The organism is Cellulomonas hominis (genome assembly GCF_005239125.1).
GTDB lineage: Bacteria > Actinomycetota > Actinomycetes > Actinomycetales > Cellulomonadaceae > Cellulomonas > Cellulomonas hominis_A.
The window spans coordinates 1-15,632 of sequence record NZ_SZYE01000088.1 but is presented as its reverse complement, the minus strand read 5'-3'; the positions used below and the strand labels follow the sequence as shown (position 1 = coordinate 15,632).

General features: G+C 76.8%; 16 protein-coding genes and 2 pseudogenes. 3 read left to right on the top strand and 15 right to left on the bottom strand.

What is annotated here, in order from left to right; all coding sequences use genetic code 11:
* The 6 genes and pseudogenes from FA014_RS11700 to dapE form a co-directional block, all read right to left on the bottom strand.
* Positions 1–375: pseudogene (locus FA014_RS11700) on the bottom strand (leucyl aminopeptidase family protein); the annotation flags it as partial.
* A 22-nt stretch (positions 376–397) separates the two neighbouring features.
* Positions 398–565 carry a DUF3117 domain-containing protein gene (locus FA014_RS11695; protein ID WP_082812748.1) on the bottom strand — a complete coding sequence of 56 codons (168 nt, stop codon included), beginning with the start codon at positions 563–565 and terminating at the stop codon, positions 398–400.
* A 241-nt stretch (positions 566–806) separates the two neighbouring features.
* Complete coding sequence (locus FA014_RS11690) at positions 807–2,072, bottom strand: hypothetical protein (RefSeq protein WP_154729853.1); 1,266 nt, start codon at positions 2,070–2,072, stop codon at positions 807–809.
* Positions 2,069–3,055 carry a dihydropteroate synthase gene (folP, locus tag FA014_RS11685; protein ID WP_154729852.1) on the bottom strand — a complete coding sequence of 329 codons (987 nt, stop codon included), beginning with the start codon at positions 3,053–3,055 and terminating at the stop codon, positions 2,069–2,071. Before folP ends, FA014_RS11690 begins: the two co-directional genes overlap by 4 nt.
* A complete protein-coding gene (locus FA014_RS11680) occupies positions 3,045–3,896 on the bottom strand; it encodes a TIGR00730 family Rossman fold protein (RefSeq protein ID WP_154729851.1) in 852 nt (283 codons plus the stop codon). The genes folP and FA014_RS11680 overlap by 11 nt, the downstream gene beginning before the upstream one ends.
* Before the next feature lie 80 nt (positions 3,897–3,976).
* Complete coding sequence (gene dapE, locus FA014_RS11675) at positions 3,977–5,080, bottom strand: succinyl-diaminopimelate desuccinylase (protein ID WP_154729850.1); 1,104 nt, start codon at positions 5,078–5,080, stop codon at positions 3,977–3,979.
* A gap of 59 nt (positions 5,081–5,139) precedes the next feature.
* On the opposite strand from dapE, the gene dapD reads away from it, so the two are divergent.
* Positions 5,140–6,090, top strand: coding sequence for a 2,3,4,5-tetrahydropyridine-2,6-dicarboxylate N-succinyltransferase (gene dapD, locus FA014_RS11670; RefSeq protein ID WP_154729849.1), 951 nt, complete (start codon positions 5,140–5,142; stop codon positions 6,088–6,090).
* 4 nt (positions 6,091–6,094) lie between these two features.
* On the top strand, positions 6,095–7,006 hold the full coding sequence (locus FA014_RS11665; RefSeq protein ID WP_230323093.1) for a hypothetical protein: 912 nt from the start codon (positions 6,095–6,097) through the stop codon (positions 7,004–7,006).
* Between the two features lie 237 nt (positions 7,007–7,243).
* Here FA014_RS11665 and FA014_RS11660 read toward each other — a convergent pair whose 3' ends face one another.
* The 5 genes from FA014_RS11660 to fdxA form a co-directional block, all read right to left on the bottom strand.
* Complete coding sequence (locus FA014_RS11660; protein WP_154729848.1) at positions 7,244–8,236, bottom strand: methyl-accepting chemotaxis protein; 993 nt, start codon at positions 8,234–8,236, stop codon at positions 7,244–7,246.
* Positions 8,233–8,775, bottom strand: a complete 543-nt coding sequence (locus FA014_RS11655) for a PAS domain-containing protein (protein ID WP_230323092.1) — start codon at positions 8,773–8,775, stop codon at positions 8,233–8,235. The genes FA014_RS11660 and FA014_RS11655 overlap by 4 nt, the downstream gene beginning before the upstream one ends.
* Before the next feature lie 159 nt (positions 8,776–8,934).
* A complete protein-coding gene (locus tag FA014_RS11650; RefSeq protein WP_154729846.1) occupies positions 8,935–10,233 on the bottom strand; it encodes a citrate synthase in 1,299 nt (432 codons plus the stop codon).
* A gap of 246 nt (positions 10,234–10,479) precedes the next feature.
* Complete coding sequence (gene dapC / locus FA014_RS11645; RefSeq protein ID WP_154729845.1) at positions 10,480–11,637, bottom strand: succinyldiaminopimelate transaminase; 1,158 nt, start codon at positions 11,635–11,637, stop codon at positions 10,480–10,482.
* Between the two features lie 5 nt (positions 11,638–11,642).
* Positions 11,643–11,969: a ferredoxin gene (fdxA, locus tag FA014_RS11640; RefSeq protein WP_154729855.1), complete on the bottom strand. Its 327-nt coding sequence runs from the start codon at positions 11,967–11,969 to the stop codon at positions 11,643–11,645.
* Positions 11,970–12,095: 126 nt separating this feature from the next.
* Here fdxA and FA014_RS11635 point away from each other — a divergent pair, with 126 nt between their 5' ends.
* Complete coding sequence (locus FA014_RS11635) at positions 12,096–12,377, top strand: putative acetyltransferase (protein WP_154729844.1); 282 nt, start codon at positions 12,096–12,098, stop codon at positions 12,375–12,377.
* 31 nt (positions 12,378–12,408) lie between these two features.
* Here FA014_RS11635 and FA014_RS11630 read toward each other — a convergent pair whose 3' ends face one another.
* The 4 genes and pseudogenes from FA014_RS11630 to FA014_RS19990 form a co-directional block, all read right to left on the bottom strand.
* Entirely contained in the window at positions 12,409–14,196 is a 1,788-nt protein-coding gene (locus FA014_RS11630; protein WP_154729843.1) for a VanW family protein, read from the bottom strand.
* Between the two features lie 144 nt (positions 14,197–14,340).
* Positions 14,341–14,877: a flavin reductase family protein gene (locus tag FA014_RS11625; protein ID WP_230323091.1), complete on the bottom strand. Its 537-nt coding sequence runs from the start codon at positions 14,875–14,877 to the stop codon at positions 14,341–14,343.
* Positions 14,874–15,260, bottom strand: a complete 387-nt coding sequence (locus FA014_RS11620) for a hypothetical protein (protein ID WP_154729842.1) — start codon at positions 15,258–15,260, stop codon at positions 14,874–14,876. Before FA014_RS11620 ends, FA014_RS11625 begins: the two co-directional genes overlap by 4 nt.
* Positions 15,261–15,294: 34 nt before the next feature.
* Positions 15,295–15,632, bottom strand: a pseudogene (locus tag FA014_RS19990) (GlcNAc-PI de-N-acetylase); the annotation flags it as partial.

Sequence of the window (15,632 nt, the reverse complement as noted above, 5' to 3'; positions counted from 1 at the left end):
GACGAGCTCCGGCGTGCCGCCGCCGACGCCGACCAGCACCAGGCGGCGCGGCAGGCCCGCCCAGGGCAGGTCGCCGCCGCCGCTGCCGACGGGTCGCGGCAGCAGCAGCGTCCACGCCTCGCCGGCGGCGCCGGTCAGGCCGGCCCGCTCGGCGAGCTCGGCCAGGTCGATGCCGTAGCGCGCCGCCGCGTCCGCGGTGCCGCGCCTCGGCTGGAGGTCGGTGTCGTCCGGCGCCGGCGGTGCGACCGGGACGGCCACCGCGTCGACGTCGGCCTCGAGCAGCAGCTCGGAGGTCGCCAGCGAGCCGGCCGCGAGGCCGACCGCCGGGACCGCGCGGCCGATGCGCACCGGGGGCGGGGTCAGGGAACGAGCCACGTCGGAAGCGAGCCCCGCGTGGTCAGGAGACGACGGAGGTCAGGGCCTCGCCGAGCTCCTGCGCCTCGGTCGCGTTGAGCTCGACGACGAGTCGGCCACCGCCCTCGAGCGGGACCCGCATGACGATGCCGCGGCCCTCCTTGGTCACCTCGAGCGGACCGTCACCAGTCCTCGGCTTCATCGCGGCCATGCGGGGCTCTCCTTCGCGTCGTCAGCTGGGCGTCCGGGCGCCCGGTGCCGCCGCGTCCGCGGGGGGCGGGACGGGCGGATGCGGGCCTCCGGCTCCCGGATGTCCAACCCGCAGTCTAGTTCACCGGGGCGACAAGGCGGGGCCGTCCCGGCCCGACGGGTGCGTCAAGCCGCTCGTCAGGCCCCTGCGGCGGGGTCGCGGCGCCCCCGCGGTGCCGGGCGGACGGTGCCGCGGCGGCGGGTCACGGCGGCCAGCCCGACGGCGGCACGAACCGCCAGATGTGCCAGACCCACACCACCTGGAGCACGAGCATCAGCACCACGACGGCGCCGGTCCACGTCCACCGGGCCGCGCGCGGCCGGGTCACCACGCCCGCGGTCGCGGCGCCCAGCGGGAACGCCAGCAGCAGGAACCGGGCGAGGCTGCTCCCCGGCTCGACCGCCGCCGCGAGGTACAGCAGGTACGCCGCCGACCAGGCGTGCAGCTCCCGGCCGAGCCGCCACGCCGACGGCGTGACCAGGCACGCGAGGACGAACGCGGCAGCGCCGAGCACCACGAGCGGCGCCGCGTCGCCGAACCAGAACGCGGGCACGTACGACCACCCGGCGAACGGCGCGGTCGTGGCGGCGCCGCGCCACGCCTCCTGCGTCTGCAGGTACGCGTCGGGCACGCCGGTGACCCAGCCGCAGATCGCGACCCACGCGACGCCCGACACCACGGCGGCGGCCCCGAGGGCCGCGATCCCCGCGAGGTCCCGGCCGCGGGGTCGCTCCCCGGCGGCGCGCCACTCCCGCCAGCGCACCAGCGCGTGCACCGCGACCACGACCACCATGGGCAGCGCGACCGCGCGGGTGAACCCGAGCGCCAGCACCGCGGCGCACGCCCAGCCGTACCTCCGGGTGACGACCGCGAGCAGCGAGGCGGCGACCAGCAGCAGCGCCAGCGACTCGGTGTAGCCGACCTGCAGCACCACCGACGTCGGGAAGACGCTGACCAGCAGCACGGTCGCCAGCGGCAGGCCCGGCCGGGCGGCGACCGCGCGCGGCGCCCCCCGCACCACCACCCGGTGCACCAGCAGCACCGCACCCGCACCCGCGAGCAGCGAGACCGTCGGGGCGACGACCGCCCACGACCCGCCGGTGATCGTCATCACGGCGCGCACCAGGAACGGGTAGAGCGGGAAGAACGCCCACGCGTTCTGCTGCACCAGGCCGTCGGCGCCCACCGGGAGCTCCGCCGGGTAGCCGCCCTCGGCGATCGTCCGGTACCAGGTCGCGTCCCACATCAGGCCCGTGTAGTCGGCGTACCCCGGGGACGCGCCGGTCCAGCCGCTCGCCACCTGCCGGGCGGCGACGACGAGGAGCACGACGGCGGAGAACGCGCGGGCCGCGGCGTACACCGCCAGCGCCTGCACCCACCAGGGCCAGGTGCGGGGGTCGAGGGGGCGGCGCGCGGGGGCCGCCGCGCGGGTCGCGCTCCCGGTGCCGGGCCCGCGCCCGGCCGTCACGCCAGGCCCCGCACGGCCCTCGCCGGCGGGGCGTCCCCGCGCAGCGCCGCGACCATGTCCACCGTCCGCCGGGTGGCCCGGACGTCGTGCGCCCGGAACACCCGCGCGCCCAGCCAGGCGGCCAGCGACGTCGCGGCGAGCGTCCCCTCGAGCCGGTCCTCCGGCGGCAGGTCGAGCGTCTCCCCCACGAAGTCCTTGCGGGACAGGGCGACGAGCACCGGGTGCCCGAGCGCGGTGAGCGCGGCGGTGCGCCGGACGAGGTGCAGCGAGTGCCAGGTGCTCTTGCCGAAGTCGTGGGTCGGGTCGACCAGCACGCTCGCCGGGTGCACCCCGAGGTCCACGGCCCGCGCCGCCGCGGCACGCAGCGTCGCGAGCACGTCGAGCAGCACCCCGTCCCGCGGGTCGGCGCCGGCGGGCGCGTCCGGCGGCAGCGGGTACGACACCCGCAGCGGGTCGGTCCGCGGCGGCAGCCCGCCGGTGTGCGAGCAGACCACGCCCAGCCCGCGCTCGGCGGCGACCTCCACCAGCGCGGGGTCGTGCCCGGCCCAGGTGTCGTTGAGCAGGTCGGCGCCCGCGTCGGCCGCGGCGCGCGCGACCTCGGCGCGCCAGGTGTCGACGCTCACCAGCAGGTCCGGGTGCCGCCGCCGGACGCGCTCGACGAGCGGCACGACCCGGGCGATCTCCTCGGCGACGTCGACCGCCGGCCCGCGACCGGCGCGCACCCCGCCGAGGTCGACCAGGTCGGCGCCCTCCTCCTCGGCGCGCGCGACGGCCGCGTCGGCGCCCGCGTCGTCGTGGCGCGCGGCGGCGTAGAACGAGTCCGGCGTGCGGTTCACCACGGCCATGACGACGGGGTGGGCGGGGCCGAACCAGCGGCCGCGCAGCAGCAGCGGCGCGCCGGCCGCGGGGACGCCCGGTGCGGGGACCTGGGCTGCGGGGACGTCCGCCGGCCCGGCGGTTCCGGGCTCGGGCTCAGCGCCCACCCGGGGCGTCCTCCGCCTCGTCGGCCACCTCCGCCTCGGCCTCCTCCTGCGCCCGCTCGGCCGCCTCGGCCGCCGCCCGCTCGGCGGCGCGCAGCTCCGCCCCGCGGTCGCGCACGATGCGCACGGCCTCCTCCGGGTCGTCGACCAGCCGGATCAGCTCGAGATCCGCCTCGCGGATCATGCCGCGGCCCAGCACCGGGCCGCCCAGCCAGTCGAGCAGCCCCTGCCAGTAGTCGGTGCCCACCAGGACGATCGGGAACTCGGTGACCTTGTGCGTCTGGACGAGCGTCAAGGCCTCGAACAGCTCGTCGAAGGTGCCGAACCCGCCGGGCAGCACGATGAAGCCCTCGGCGTACTTCACGAACATGGTCTTGCGGGCGAAGAAGTACCGGAAGTTGACCCCGAGGTCGACCCACGGGTTCATGCCCTGCTCGAACGGCAGCTCGATGCCGAGGCCGACCGACAGGCCGCCCGCCTCGGAGGCCCCCTTGTTCGCGGCGGACATGATGCCGGGGCCGCCGCCGGTGATCACCGCGTAGCCGGCGTCGGCCAGCAGGCGGCCGACCTCCTCGCCCAGCGCGAAGTCCGGGTGCTCGGGCAGCGTGCGGGCGGAGCCGAACACGCTGACGGCCGGGCCGAGCTCGGCGAGCGCCCCGAAGCCCTCGACGAACTCGCTCTGGATCCGCATGACCCGCCACGGGTCGCTGTGCAGCCAGTCGGCGCCGTCGCCGCCGGACAGCAGCCGCTGGTCGGAGGTGCTGGTGGGGATCTGCCCGCGTCGCAGCAGCACGGGGCCCTTGCGGTAGCCCGAACCCGGCACGGGAACGCCGTCGTCGCTCATGGCCCCGACTCTACGGTCCGCGCCGGGGCACGCACGGGCACCCCCGGGGTCGGGCGGGTGAACCCCCGGTGGCGGCGGCGTCAGGCCGTCAGCCAGGCCCGGAGCGCGTCGTGGCACAGCCGGAGCTGGGCGACCGGCAGCCGCTCGTCGTCCTTGTGCGCCAGCAGCGGGTCGCCCGGGCCGAAGTTCACCGCGGGCACCCCGAGCGCGGAGAACCGCGCGACGTCCGTCCAGCCGTACTTGGGCGCCGGGGCGCCGCCGGTGACGCCGAGCACCGCGGCGGCGAACTCGGCGGCCGCGGGGTCGTCCAGCCCCGGGCGGGCGCCGGCGGCGGCGTCCGTGACGACGACCTCGAAGCCCTCGAACAGGTCCCGGACGTGCGCCTCCGCCTCCGCCACCGACCGCGACGGCGCGAACCGGTAGTTCACGGTGACGACGCACCGGTCCGGGACGACGTTGGTCGCGACGCCGCCGCTGATCAGGACGGCGTTCAGGCCCTCGCGGTACACCAGGCCGTCCACCTCGACGGAGGCGGGCTCGTACGCCGCCAGCCGCGCGAGCACCGGGGCCGCGCCGTGGATGGCGTTCACCCCGGTCCACGCCCGCGCCGAGTGCGCCGCCACGCCCGGCACCCGGACCTCGGCCCGCAGCGTGCCGTTGCAGCCGCCCTCCAGGCCGGCGTCGGTCGGCTCGCACAGGACGGCGAAGTCGGCGGCCAGCCAGTCCGGGTGCTGCCGCGCGATCCGGCCGAGGCCGTTGAGCGCCGCCTCGACCTCCTCGTGGTCGTAGAACACCCAGGTGACGTCCCGGGTCGGCTCGGTCAGCGCGGCCGCGAGCGCCAGCTGCACCGCCACGCCGCCCTTCATGTCGACGGTCCCGCGCCCCCAGAGCACCGCGTCGTCGCCGGAGCCCTCGAGCCGGGTCGGGAGGTTCGCGGGGTCCTGCGTGACCGGGACGGTGTCGATGTGCCCCGCGACCACGACCCGGGAGCCCCGGCCGAGGTGCGTGCGGGCGACCACCGCGTCGCCGTCGCGCAGCACCTCCAGGTGCGGGTGACCACGCAGGGCCGCCTCGACCGCGTCGGCCAGCGCCCCCTCGTCGCCGCTCACGGAGGCGATGTCGCAGATCGCGGCGGTGAGGGTCGTGAGGTCGGCGGTGAGGTCCAGCGGGGTGGTCGTCGTCACCCCCGCGACCCTACCGGCGCGCGGTCACCACCACGCCGGGGGCCCCTAGGCTGGACGCCATGACCGACCGCACCGCCTGGGCATGGGGCCTGGCCACCGTCACCGACTCCCTCGTGCTCGACACCTGGTACCCGCAGCCCGCGCTGGGCGACGTGCCCGCCGCCGCGGAGTGCCCCGAGGAGCTCGCGGCCCTGGTCGCCGCGGACCCGGCGCGCGGCGTGCGCACGGAGACGGTGCTGACGGTGATCGACCTGGACGCCGAGCCCGTCGACACGGCCGACGCCTACCTGCGGCTGCACCTGCTGTCCCACCGGCTCGCGGCGCCGAACACGCTCAACCTCGACGGCATCTTCGCGGTGCTGCCGAACGTCGTGTGGACCGACCACGGCCCGTGCGCGGTCGACGGGTTCGAGACCACCCGCGCGCGGCTGCGCGCCGCGACCGGCCGCCCGGTGACCGTGTTCGGCGTCGACAAGTTCCCGCGGATGGTCGACTACGTGCTGCCCGAGGGCGTGCGGGTCGCCGACGCGGACCGGGTGCGGCTCGGCGCGCACCTCGCGTCCGGCACGACCGTCATGCACGAGGGCTTCGTGAACTTCAACGCGGGCACCCTCGGCACGTCCATGGTCGAGGGCCGCATCTCCCAGGGCGTCGTCGTGGGCGAGGGCAGCGACATCGGCGGCGGCGCGTCCATCATGGGCACCCTGTCCGGCGGCGGCCGCGAGCGGGTGTCGATCGGCGAGCGCTCCCTGCTCGGCGCGAACGCCGGCCTCGGCGTCTCGCTCGGCGACGACTGCGTGGTGGAGGCCGGCCTGTACCTGACGGCCGGCACCAAGGTCGCCCTGGTCGGCGAGACCGGCGCCGACGGCACCCCGCGGGTCGTCAAGGCCCGCGAGCTGTCCGGCTCCGACGGCGTGCTGTTCCGCCGCAACTCGCTCACCGGCGGTGTCGAGGCCGTCGCCCGCACGGGCACCGGCATCACGCTCAACGCCGCCCTGCACGCGAACTGACGCCGTGTCCCGCCGCCGCAGCACGGCCTCGCGCCTCGGCTGCGCGGCGCTGGCCGCGCTCGTCCTGCTGGCCGGGGCGGTCGGCGCGGTGGTGTGGGCCCTCGGCGGGACCTCCCCCGCGCCCGCGTCCCGGCGGTGCACCGCGACCGTCGACGGCACGGCGTGGGCGCTGTCCGCGGACCAGGCCGACAACGCCGCGCTGATCTCCGCCACCGCGGCGCAGCGCGGGCTGCCCGCCCGCGCCGTCACGATCGGGCTCGCCACCGCGCTGCAGGAGTCCCGGCTGATCAACATCGACTACGGCGACCGCGACTCCGTCGGGCTGTTCCAGCAGCGGCCGTCGCAGGGCTGGGGCACGGTCGAGCAGATCATGGACCCGGTGTACTCGACCGGGAAGTTCTACGACGGCCTGGTCGCGGTGCCCGGGTACACCGAGCTGCCCGTGACCGAGGCCGCGCAGGCGGTGCAGCGCTCAGGGTTCCCCGACGCGTACGCCCAGCACGAGGGCCGGTCCCGGGCGTGGGCGTCGGCGCTCACCGGCTGGACCCCCGCCGCCCTGGACTGCGACCTCGACCCCGCGGAGCCGGGCGACGTCGACGCCGTGGTGGCGCGGGTGCAGCGGGACTTCGGCGGCGCGGTGTCGGCGGCCGTGGACGCCTCCGCCGACGGCACGGCGGGCCCGGTCGTGCTGCTGGACGTCGCGGGGCTGACCGCCGCGACCGGGGGCGACCCGGCGCGCGCCGCCTGGGCGGTCGCGCAGTGGTCGGTGGCCGCGGCCCAGGCGCTGGGCGTCGACGCCGTCGAGGTCGGCGACAGCCGGTGGGACCGCGCGGGCGACGGCTGGACCGCGGGCGCCCCCGCGGCCGGCGCCGCCCCCGGGGGCACGGTCGCGCTCACCCTCGCCCCTGCCCCCTGAGGCGAGGCACCCGCCCCGCCAGGTCGGACGCGAGCACACTCTCGTGCCCGGCACCCGCCCCGTCGAGATCGGCGTTTCCCGCCGAGATCGGTGCGTGCAGCCACCGATCTCGCGCGGAACCACCGATCTCGCGCGCTCCGGGGGTCCGGGGGGCGGGGGTCCGGGGTCCGGGGGGCGGGGGTCCGGGGGGGCGGGGGTCCGGGGGGGCGGGGGTCCGGGGGGGGCGGGGGTCCGGGGTCAGCGGAGGGCCGCGAAGGCCGTGATCTCCTCCCGGAGCTGCTCCGCGAGCTCCGCCAGGCCGGCGCCCGAGCCGGCGCCGCCGCCCGCCGCGGCCGCGACCGCCTCGACCTGGCCCGACATCCCCGCCACGATCTCGTCGATCCGCCCGATGGCGCGGCCGGCGTCCTCGGCCACCGCCTGCGCCTCGGCCACCTGCCGCGCGATGTCGTCGGAGCGGCCCGCCGAGTCGTCGGCGAGCGCCCGGACCTCCTCGGCCACGACCGCGAACCCGCGCCCGGCCTCCCCCGCCCGCGCGGCCTCGATGGTCGCGTTCAACGCGAGCAGCCGGGTGCGGCTGGCGATCGCCTTGACCAGACCCGCGGCCTCGTCGATCTGCCCGGAGGTGTCGGCGAGCTCTCGGACGGTCTCCCGGGAGTCGCGCGCCGCGGACGTCGCCTGCTCCGCCGCGGCCCCCAGCGCGGCGGCCGACGACGCGAGCCGCTGGGCGCTCTCCGCCACCCGCTCGGCCACGGCGACCAGCCGCTCGGCGAGGTCGCCGCGCTCCGCCTGGTCCCGGGCGGTGCGGGTCGCGGCGCTCTCCAGCCCGGCGCGCGCGCCGTCGATCCGCGCGGCGCCCTCCCGGAACGCCCCGGGCAGGCCGCGGCGGAGGAACCGCCGGTGGAACCGCCCCTCGCCGGCGGCGGCGAGCGAGGCCTGGGACTCGCGGACGTACGCGTCCACGAGGTCGGCCAGCCGGTTCAGGGAGCGGCGGGCGCGCTGCACCGACTCGTCGCCGTCGAGCGCGGCGAGCCGGCCCTCGAGGTCGCCCGCCGCGATCCGGTCGCAGAACGCGGCGATCGCCGCCAGCGCCGCCGCGGTGCCGTCGTCGGGCTCCGCGGCCGGGCCCCGGGAGCGGGACCACCGGCGGTCCCGGCCCGCCCGCGCCGGGGCCGCTGTCCCCGGACCCGGTGGCACCGGCAGCACGGGCAGCGCCCTCGTCGTCGCGGTCATGCGGCACCCCCGTCGGCGTCGTCGCGGCCGGCGAGCGACCACACCCACTCGTCGTACGTCATCCCGGCGTCGTCCAGCGCGGCGCCGAGCGCCGCGGCGCCCGCGGCGAGCGCCTCCGTGGTGCTCGGCTGCGCGTCCTCGGCGGCCCGGATCCGGGCGTAGAGGTCGCCGACGGCGCGCTGCGTGGCGGGCGGGACCCACCGGCGGTTGGAGTGGTACCCGACGACCGCCCCGCCCGGCCCGCGCGAGGCGGTGACGTGGGCGAGCACCCAGTAGTGCCCGCCGTCCGCCGCGAGGTTCAGCACGTAGGCGAACAGCTCCTGGCCGGTGGGGATGACGTCCCACATCAGCCGGAACACCGCCCGCGGCATCGCCGGGTGCCGGATGAGGTTGTGCGGGCTGCCGAGGATCTCCTCCTCGGGGTACCCGCTCACGCGCACGAACACGTCGTTCGCGTAGGTGACGACCCCCTTGGGGTCGGTCTTGGAGACGATGATCTCCTCGGGCCCGAAGGCCCGCTCGACACCGGTCGGCCGCACCCCGCGTCGCCCTCGGGGTCCTGGCCGCCGGCTGCTGCCGCGACGGTGCGCGGCCTCAGTGGGCGACATGCTCCCCGGATCGGTCCGGCTCGTCGTGTTCTGACCGGTTCGTCCGGCCCGATCCGGGGGAAGCGCTCGCCCGATCGGGCGGTGCTGCCGTCAGCGGTCCTCGACCGGGACGAAGGTCCGCTCCGGCGAGCCCGAGTACACCTGGCGCGGCCGGCCGATCTTGGTCTGCGGGTCCGTCATCATCTCCCGCCACTGCGCGATCCAGCCGGGCATCCGGCCGAGCGCGAACAGCGGGGTGAACATGCGCTCGTCGAAGCCCATCGCCTTGTAGATCAGGCCGGTGTAGAAGTCGACGTTCGGGTACAGCTTGCGCGAGATGAAGTACTCGTCGGACAGCGCGATCTCCTCGAGGGTGCGCGCGATGTCCAGCAGCTCGTTGTCCTTGCCGAGGGCGGCGAGGACGGCGTCGGCGCTCTCCTTCACGATGGCGGCGCGCGGGTCGTAGTTCTTGTAGACCCGGTGGCCGAAGCCCATGAGCCGGACGCCCTGCTCCTTGTTCTTGACCCGGCGCATGAACTCGGTGGCGTCGCCGCCGTTCGCCTGGATCTCCGCGAGCATCCGCAGAACCGCCTCGTTGGCGCCGCCGTGCAGCGGGCCGGACAGCGCGTTGATGCCCGCGGCGACCGACGCGTACAGGTTGGCGTGGCTGGACCCGACGATCCGGACGGTCGACGTCGAGCAGTTCTGCTCGTGGTCGGCGTGCAGGATGAGCAGCTTGTCGAGCGCGCGCACCACCGTGGGGTCGACGTCGTACTGCTGGTACGGGATCGCGAACGTCATCCGCAGGAAGTCCTCGATGTACCCGCGCGAGTAGTCCGGGTACAGCAGCGGCTCGCCGCGGGACGTGCGGTGCAGGTACGACGTGATGGTCCGCGTCTTGGCGAGGATGAGCACGGTGGCGAGCTCGACGGTCGCCGGGTCGAACGGGTCGAGCGACTCCGGGTAGAACGTCGGCAGCGCGTTGATCGCCGAGGACATGACGGCCATCGGGTGCGCGCCGGACGGGAAGGTCCCCATGAAGGTGCGGAAGTTCTCGTGCACGAAGGTGTGCCGGTTGATCCGCTCGACGAACGCCTCGAGCTGGTCCGTCGTGGGCAGCTCGCCGTTGATGAGCAGGTACGCCACCTCGAGGAACGAGGACTTCTCGGCGAGCTGGTCGATCGGGTACCCGCGGTAGCGCAGGATGCCCGCGTCGCCGTCGATGTAGGTGATCTGCGACTCGCAGGACGCCGTGTTCATGAACCCGGGGTCGACGGTGACGAGGCCGGTCTCGCGCAGCAGGGACGACACGACGACGCCGTCGTTGCCCTCGGTCGCGCGCACCACCGGCAGGTCGTGCGGGGTGCCGTCGACGACCAGCTGGACAGGCTCGGTGGTGACGTCGGACATGGCGCTCCTCCTCGGGCGGTGTGCGGGGCTCGGACCTCGGTCCGGTCCGCGAGGTCGTGCAGGTCAGGTGCCGGCGGCCGCTGCGGTGCGGGCGCGCGCCACGGGGGTGGCTCGGCCTGCGACGAGGCTACGTGCCGTCCGCGGGCGGAACCATCCCCGGAGCAGCGCGAGGCGCTGTGACGAGAGTCACACGCCGTGTCGCAGGGCGCGGGCCCCCGTCGCGGCGCGGCGCACCGGCCTGCGGGGTCAGCGCGCGCCGACCGCCGCGAGCCGCGCCGCGGCCGCCGCGATCCGCTCGTCCGTGCCGGTCAGCGCCACGCGCACGTGCCGCGGCGCGCCGTAGAACGACCCCGGCGCGACCAGGATCCCCCGCTCGGCGAGCCGGCCCACGGTGACCCAGCAGTCGTCGTCGCCCTCGGCCGGCCGGGCCCACAGGTACAGCCCCGCGGCGGACCGGTCCACGACCAGCCCGGCGGCGCCCAGCGCCCCGAGCAGCGTGGCGCGCCGGGCGCGGTACCTCTCGCGCTGCTCGGCCACGTGGGCGTCGTCGCCGAGCGCGACGGTCATCGCGGCCTGCACCGGGGCGGGCACGATCATGCCGACGTGCTTGCGGGTGGCGAGCAGGTCGCCGACCAGCGCCGGGTCGCCCGCGGCGAACGCCGCCCGGTACCCCGCGAGATTCGACTGCTTGGACAGCGAGTACAGCGCGAGCAGCCCGGTGACGTCGCCGCCGGCGACCCGCGGGTCCAGCACGCTCGGCACGCCGTCGGTCGCCCACGGCTCGTCCCACGCCAGCTCGGCGTAGCACTCGTCCGACGCCACGACGACCGGCCGGCCGGTGCGGGCGGCGGCGGCGCGGGCGGCCTCGACCACCGCGCGCAGCTCCTCGACCCCGAGGACCCGTCCGTCCGGGTTGCCCGGGGAGTTCAGCCACACCAGGCGCACCCGGTCGCCGTCCGGTCCGGCCAGCAGCGCGGCCGGGTCGTCGGTCGCGACCGGCTCGGCGCCGGCCAGCCGCGCGCCGACGTCGTACGTCGGGTACGCCGCGGCGGGGTGCGCGACCAGGTCACCGGCACCCAGGCGCAGCAGCGCGGGCAGCAGCGCCACGAGCTCCTTCGACCCGACCGTCGGCAGCACGCCCGCGGGGTCGAGGCCGGGGACGCCGCGGCGCCGGGCGTACCAGGCGACGACGGCCTCGCGCAGCGCGGGCGTCCCCCAGGTCTGCGGGTAGCCCGGCGCGTCGGCCGCGTCCGCCAGCGCCCGCCGCACGACCTCGGGCGTCGGGTCGACCGGCGTGCCGACGGACAGGTCGACGATGCCGTCCGGGTGCGCCCGGGCCCGGTCGCCGTACGCCGTCAGGGTGTCCCAGGGGAAGTCCGGCAGCGCGCCGGTGTGCAGGCCCACGCGGTCTACTCGCCGTGCACCTGGAGCGGCAGGGTGGCGATGACGGGGTGGTCCTTGTCGATCACGCCCATCTTCGCGGCGCCGCCGGGCGAGCCCAGGTCGTCGAAGAACTCGACGTTGGCCTTGTAGTACTCGCTCCACTGCTCGGGGACGTCGTCCTCGTAGTAGATGGCCTCGACGGGGCAGACCGGTTCGCAGGCGCCGCAGTCCACGCACTCGTCGGGGTGGATGTACAGCGACCGCTTGCCCTCGTAGATGCAGTCGACCGGGCACTCCTCGATGCACGCCTTGTCCTTGACGTCCACGCAGGGCTGGGCGATCACATACGTCACGGTGTCCTCCACGCGCCCCGGCCTCGGCGGCCGGGCGCGATCCGGGTCGGCTCGGGCTGGCTGCTCCTAGTATCGCTCACCTGCGCACGACCGGCGCAGCAGGGCACGACGAGACGGGGACGACACGTGAGCAGCGACGACGCGAGCGGCCCGGCGGGACCCGGCGCCGGCGGCCCGGCCGCGGACCCGTGGCGCGCCTGGCGGCCGGGCCAGCGGGTCGTCGTCCGCCGTCGGCTCCCGGCCGGGGAGCCGCAGCCCTACACGGACGTGCTCGGCGACCTGGTGGCGGTGGACGACGACGGGGTCACCGTCCGGACCCGCCGGGCGGGCGACGTGCAGGTGCCGGGCGCCGAGATCGCGCTGGGCAAGGTCGTGCCGCCGGCCCCGGAGCGCCGCCCGCGGCGCTGAGCCGCCGCGGCGCACCGGGCACCGGCGGACCTCAGCCCGCCGGCGGCGCCGTCGCCGGGTCCGGGCCGCAGACCACCTTGTTCTGCGCCCGGTAGGTCCACGTCGACGGCTCGACCGCGACGACCTCGCCGTTGAGCTTGATGGTCCGGGTGTTCGTGATCCGGAAGCCCGGGTTGCCCGCCGACTGCGGCGAGCAGGTCGGCGACTGCGAGTACACGGTGGTCGGCTGCACGACGTTGGTCTTCGGGCCGGCCTCGGTGCTCACCTCGAAGTACGGGGTGCTCCAGATCTTCACCCACGTCTTGCCGTCCGCGACGTACGCCTGGACCAGCGCCCCGTACGGGGTGGTGTTCTTCCACCTCATGTCCAGCGTGCCGGTGAACAGCGTCGCCTCGCGGCCCGCGGGGTACCGGGTGAACCACTCGGAGTGCGGCTTGTGCTCCACGTCCTCCATGCCGGCGAAGTACGCGGCGTTGTACGTGGTCGTCGACAGCTGGGACAGCCCGCCGCCCCACGCGTCCGTGTGCTCGCCGCTCACGATCGCGCCCGCGGTGGTGAAGCCGTGCGCGGCGTCGATCGGCCCGAGGGCGTCGGTCAGGCTGAACGTCTCCCCCGGGCGGACCAGCGTGCCGGAGATGGCGGCGGCGCCCGCGGCGATGTTCTGCGTGCGGCGCGGCTCCGAGGTCAGCGGGGTGGAGAACTCGGCGACGACCTGGTTGACGCCGAGGGCCTGCAGCGCCTCGGTGGTCTGCGCCGGGTCGGACGCGACGAGCTCGACGGCGGCGTCCCGCTGGTCGGCCTGGGTGGCCTGCGCGACCGCGGTCGCGAGCGCGGCCGGGTCCAGGGTGGTGCCGGGCGTGCCGGGCACGATCACCGGTGCGCCGTCCTGGAACTCGAAGCGCGCGTCCGAGGCGGTGGTGAGCAGGTTCGTCGAGCGCGCGAGCACCGCCTCGACCAGCGCCGCGCCGTCCAGCTGCAGCACCAGGTCGGAGTCCTGCGGCACCATCGACGCCGCGGCGCCCAGCACGTCCGCCGGCAGCTCGACGGTCTGGCCCGCGACCTGCACGGCGACGGGCGCCGCGACCACCCGCGAGGCGACGTCCTGCAGCGCGCGGTCGGTCTCCTCCTGCGTGATGTCGGGGGCGACCACCTCGGTGGCGAGCTCGAGCGGGCGCGCGGCGGTGAGCCACGTGCGGGCCAGGGTCGTGCGGACGGCGTCCTCGTCGAGCGCCCAGCCGTCCTCGGCCGCGACGGCGTGCGCCTCCCCGTCGGCGAACGCGATCGACCCGTCCACCGGCGCCAGGGTGAGCGTCCCGGACAGCGACTCGACGGCCGCGTCCAGCGCGGTGTCGTCGACGACCGTGACCGGCTCCTCCGCGGTGCCGCCCACCACGTGCCGCCACAGCCGCTGCGGGCGCAGGTCCGCGCCGGTCAGCCGGTCGACGGTCGCCGCGGCGTCGAACGTCAGGCCCGCGGTGGCCGGGTCGACCGTGCCGGACATGTCCTGCGCGCTCACCGGCACCGGCTCGGCGGCGAGGCCGCCCAGCTCGTCGGTCAGGACCTGCTCCGCGCGCTCGGCGGACATGCCGCCGACGGCCACGCCCGCGACGGTCGTGCCGCGCGGGACCCGGTCGGCCAGGGCGAAGGACGCGCCGACGTACGCGCCGGCCAGCAGCACGACCACGCCGCCGACGATCAGCGCCGTGCGCAGTCGGCGCCGCGGGCGCTCGGGCTCGAACTCGTCCAGCGGGGACCACGACTCCTCGGGTCCGCCGCCGTCCACGGCGGGCTCGGTGCCCTCCGCGCTGCCCTTCGCCATCCAGGTTCCCCCTCGCCGGTGCGCGGCACCGGGATCAGGGCGCCGCGACCGCCGATTCTACGGCCGCACCCCGGATCCGACCTGGGTCCCTGTCCCGCTTTCGACCGGTTCGCAGGTCACGACTTCGCAACGGTGCCCCGCCGGTCAGCGCAGCCCGCGCACCCGCCGGCGCAGGTGGACGAGCGAGCCCGCCCCGGGATCGCCCTCCCGCGACTCGAGCACGTCCGCGAGCACGACGTCGTGGTCCCCCGCCGGCACGATCCGGGAGGTCCGGCACTCGAACCAGGCGGCGGCGCCGGACACCCACGCGGCGCCCGACCGCGGCGCCGCGACGTGCGGCACGCGGTCCAGCTGGCCGACCGCGGGGCGCCCCGGCGAGGCGAGCCAGTCGGCCACCGGGCCCTGGTCGTCCGCGAGCACGCTCACCGCCCAGGTGTCGACGTCGTCCAGCGCGTCCCGCAGCCGGGCGTCCTGGTGCACGCAGAGCAGCAGCATCGGCGGCTCCAGCGACACCGAGGTCAGCGCCGAGGCCGTCATCGCGTGGTCGGTGCCCTTCCACCGGACGGACACCACGACCACCCCCGCGGGCAGCCGGCCCATCGCGGCGCGGAACGCGTCCGTGGCGGCGGCGCCCGCGGCCCCGGCGTCACCGTCCCCGTAGAGCGGGTCGACCTCGGTCACGGGGCGCTCGGGCGGCGGCGCAGCGGCACGTCCGCGAACCAGCGGCGCGGCGCGAGCGCCACGGCGAGCGCCACCGCCAGCGCCCCGAGCGCCCACGTCCAGCCGAGGGCGGCGTCCCCGCCCGGCACCAGCACGTCCCCGCCCGGGCCGAACCCGGACAGCACCTGCACGCTGCCGAAGAGCCCGACCAGCAGCCCGACCGAGGCGACCCAGCCGCCCCAGGCGCGCACGGTCACGGCGGCGGCCAGCACCAGCAGCAGGCAGACGACGACCCCCCAGGGCCGCGCCGAGCGGTGCATGACGGTGCCGACGGTCCCGACCAGGACGCCGAGCAGCAGGGCGCCGAGGGCGCGGAGGACCATCCGGGTCGACAGGGGCTGCACGCGCGTCAGGCTACCTCGCGGCCCGACGCGTCGGTCAGCGCGCGTCCGCGGGCAGCGGGAGCGGGGCTGCCGGGGCGCCGCCGGGGGCCCAGACGTACGACTCGGTCGGCAGCACCGGGGCGAGCACGAGGTTCGACAGGGCGTAGCAGGCGACCGCGTCCGGGTGGTCGAGCGGCGTGACGGCCTGGACCTGGGTGGCGTGGGCGCGCAGGGCGGCGAGCACGCGGTCCCGCACCGGCAGCACGTCGACGGCCAGGTCCACGGGCGCGTCGGTCGCGACCGAGGGCAGCGCGCCCGCCGGGTCGGGCAGGGCCAGCGGCGCCTCCCGGGTCGACCGGCGGTCGTCCGCCGCGGCCGCCAGCACGGCCCGGG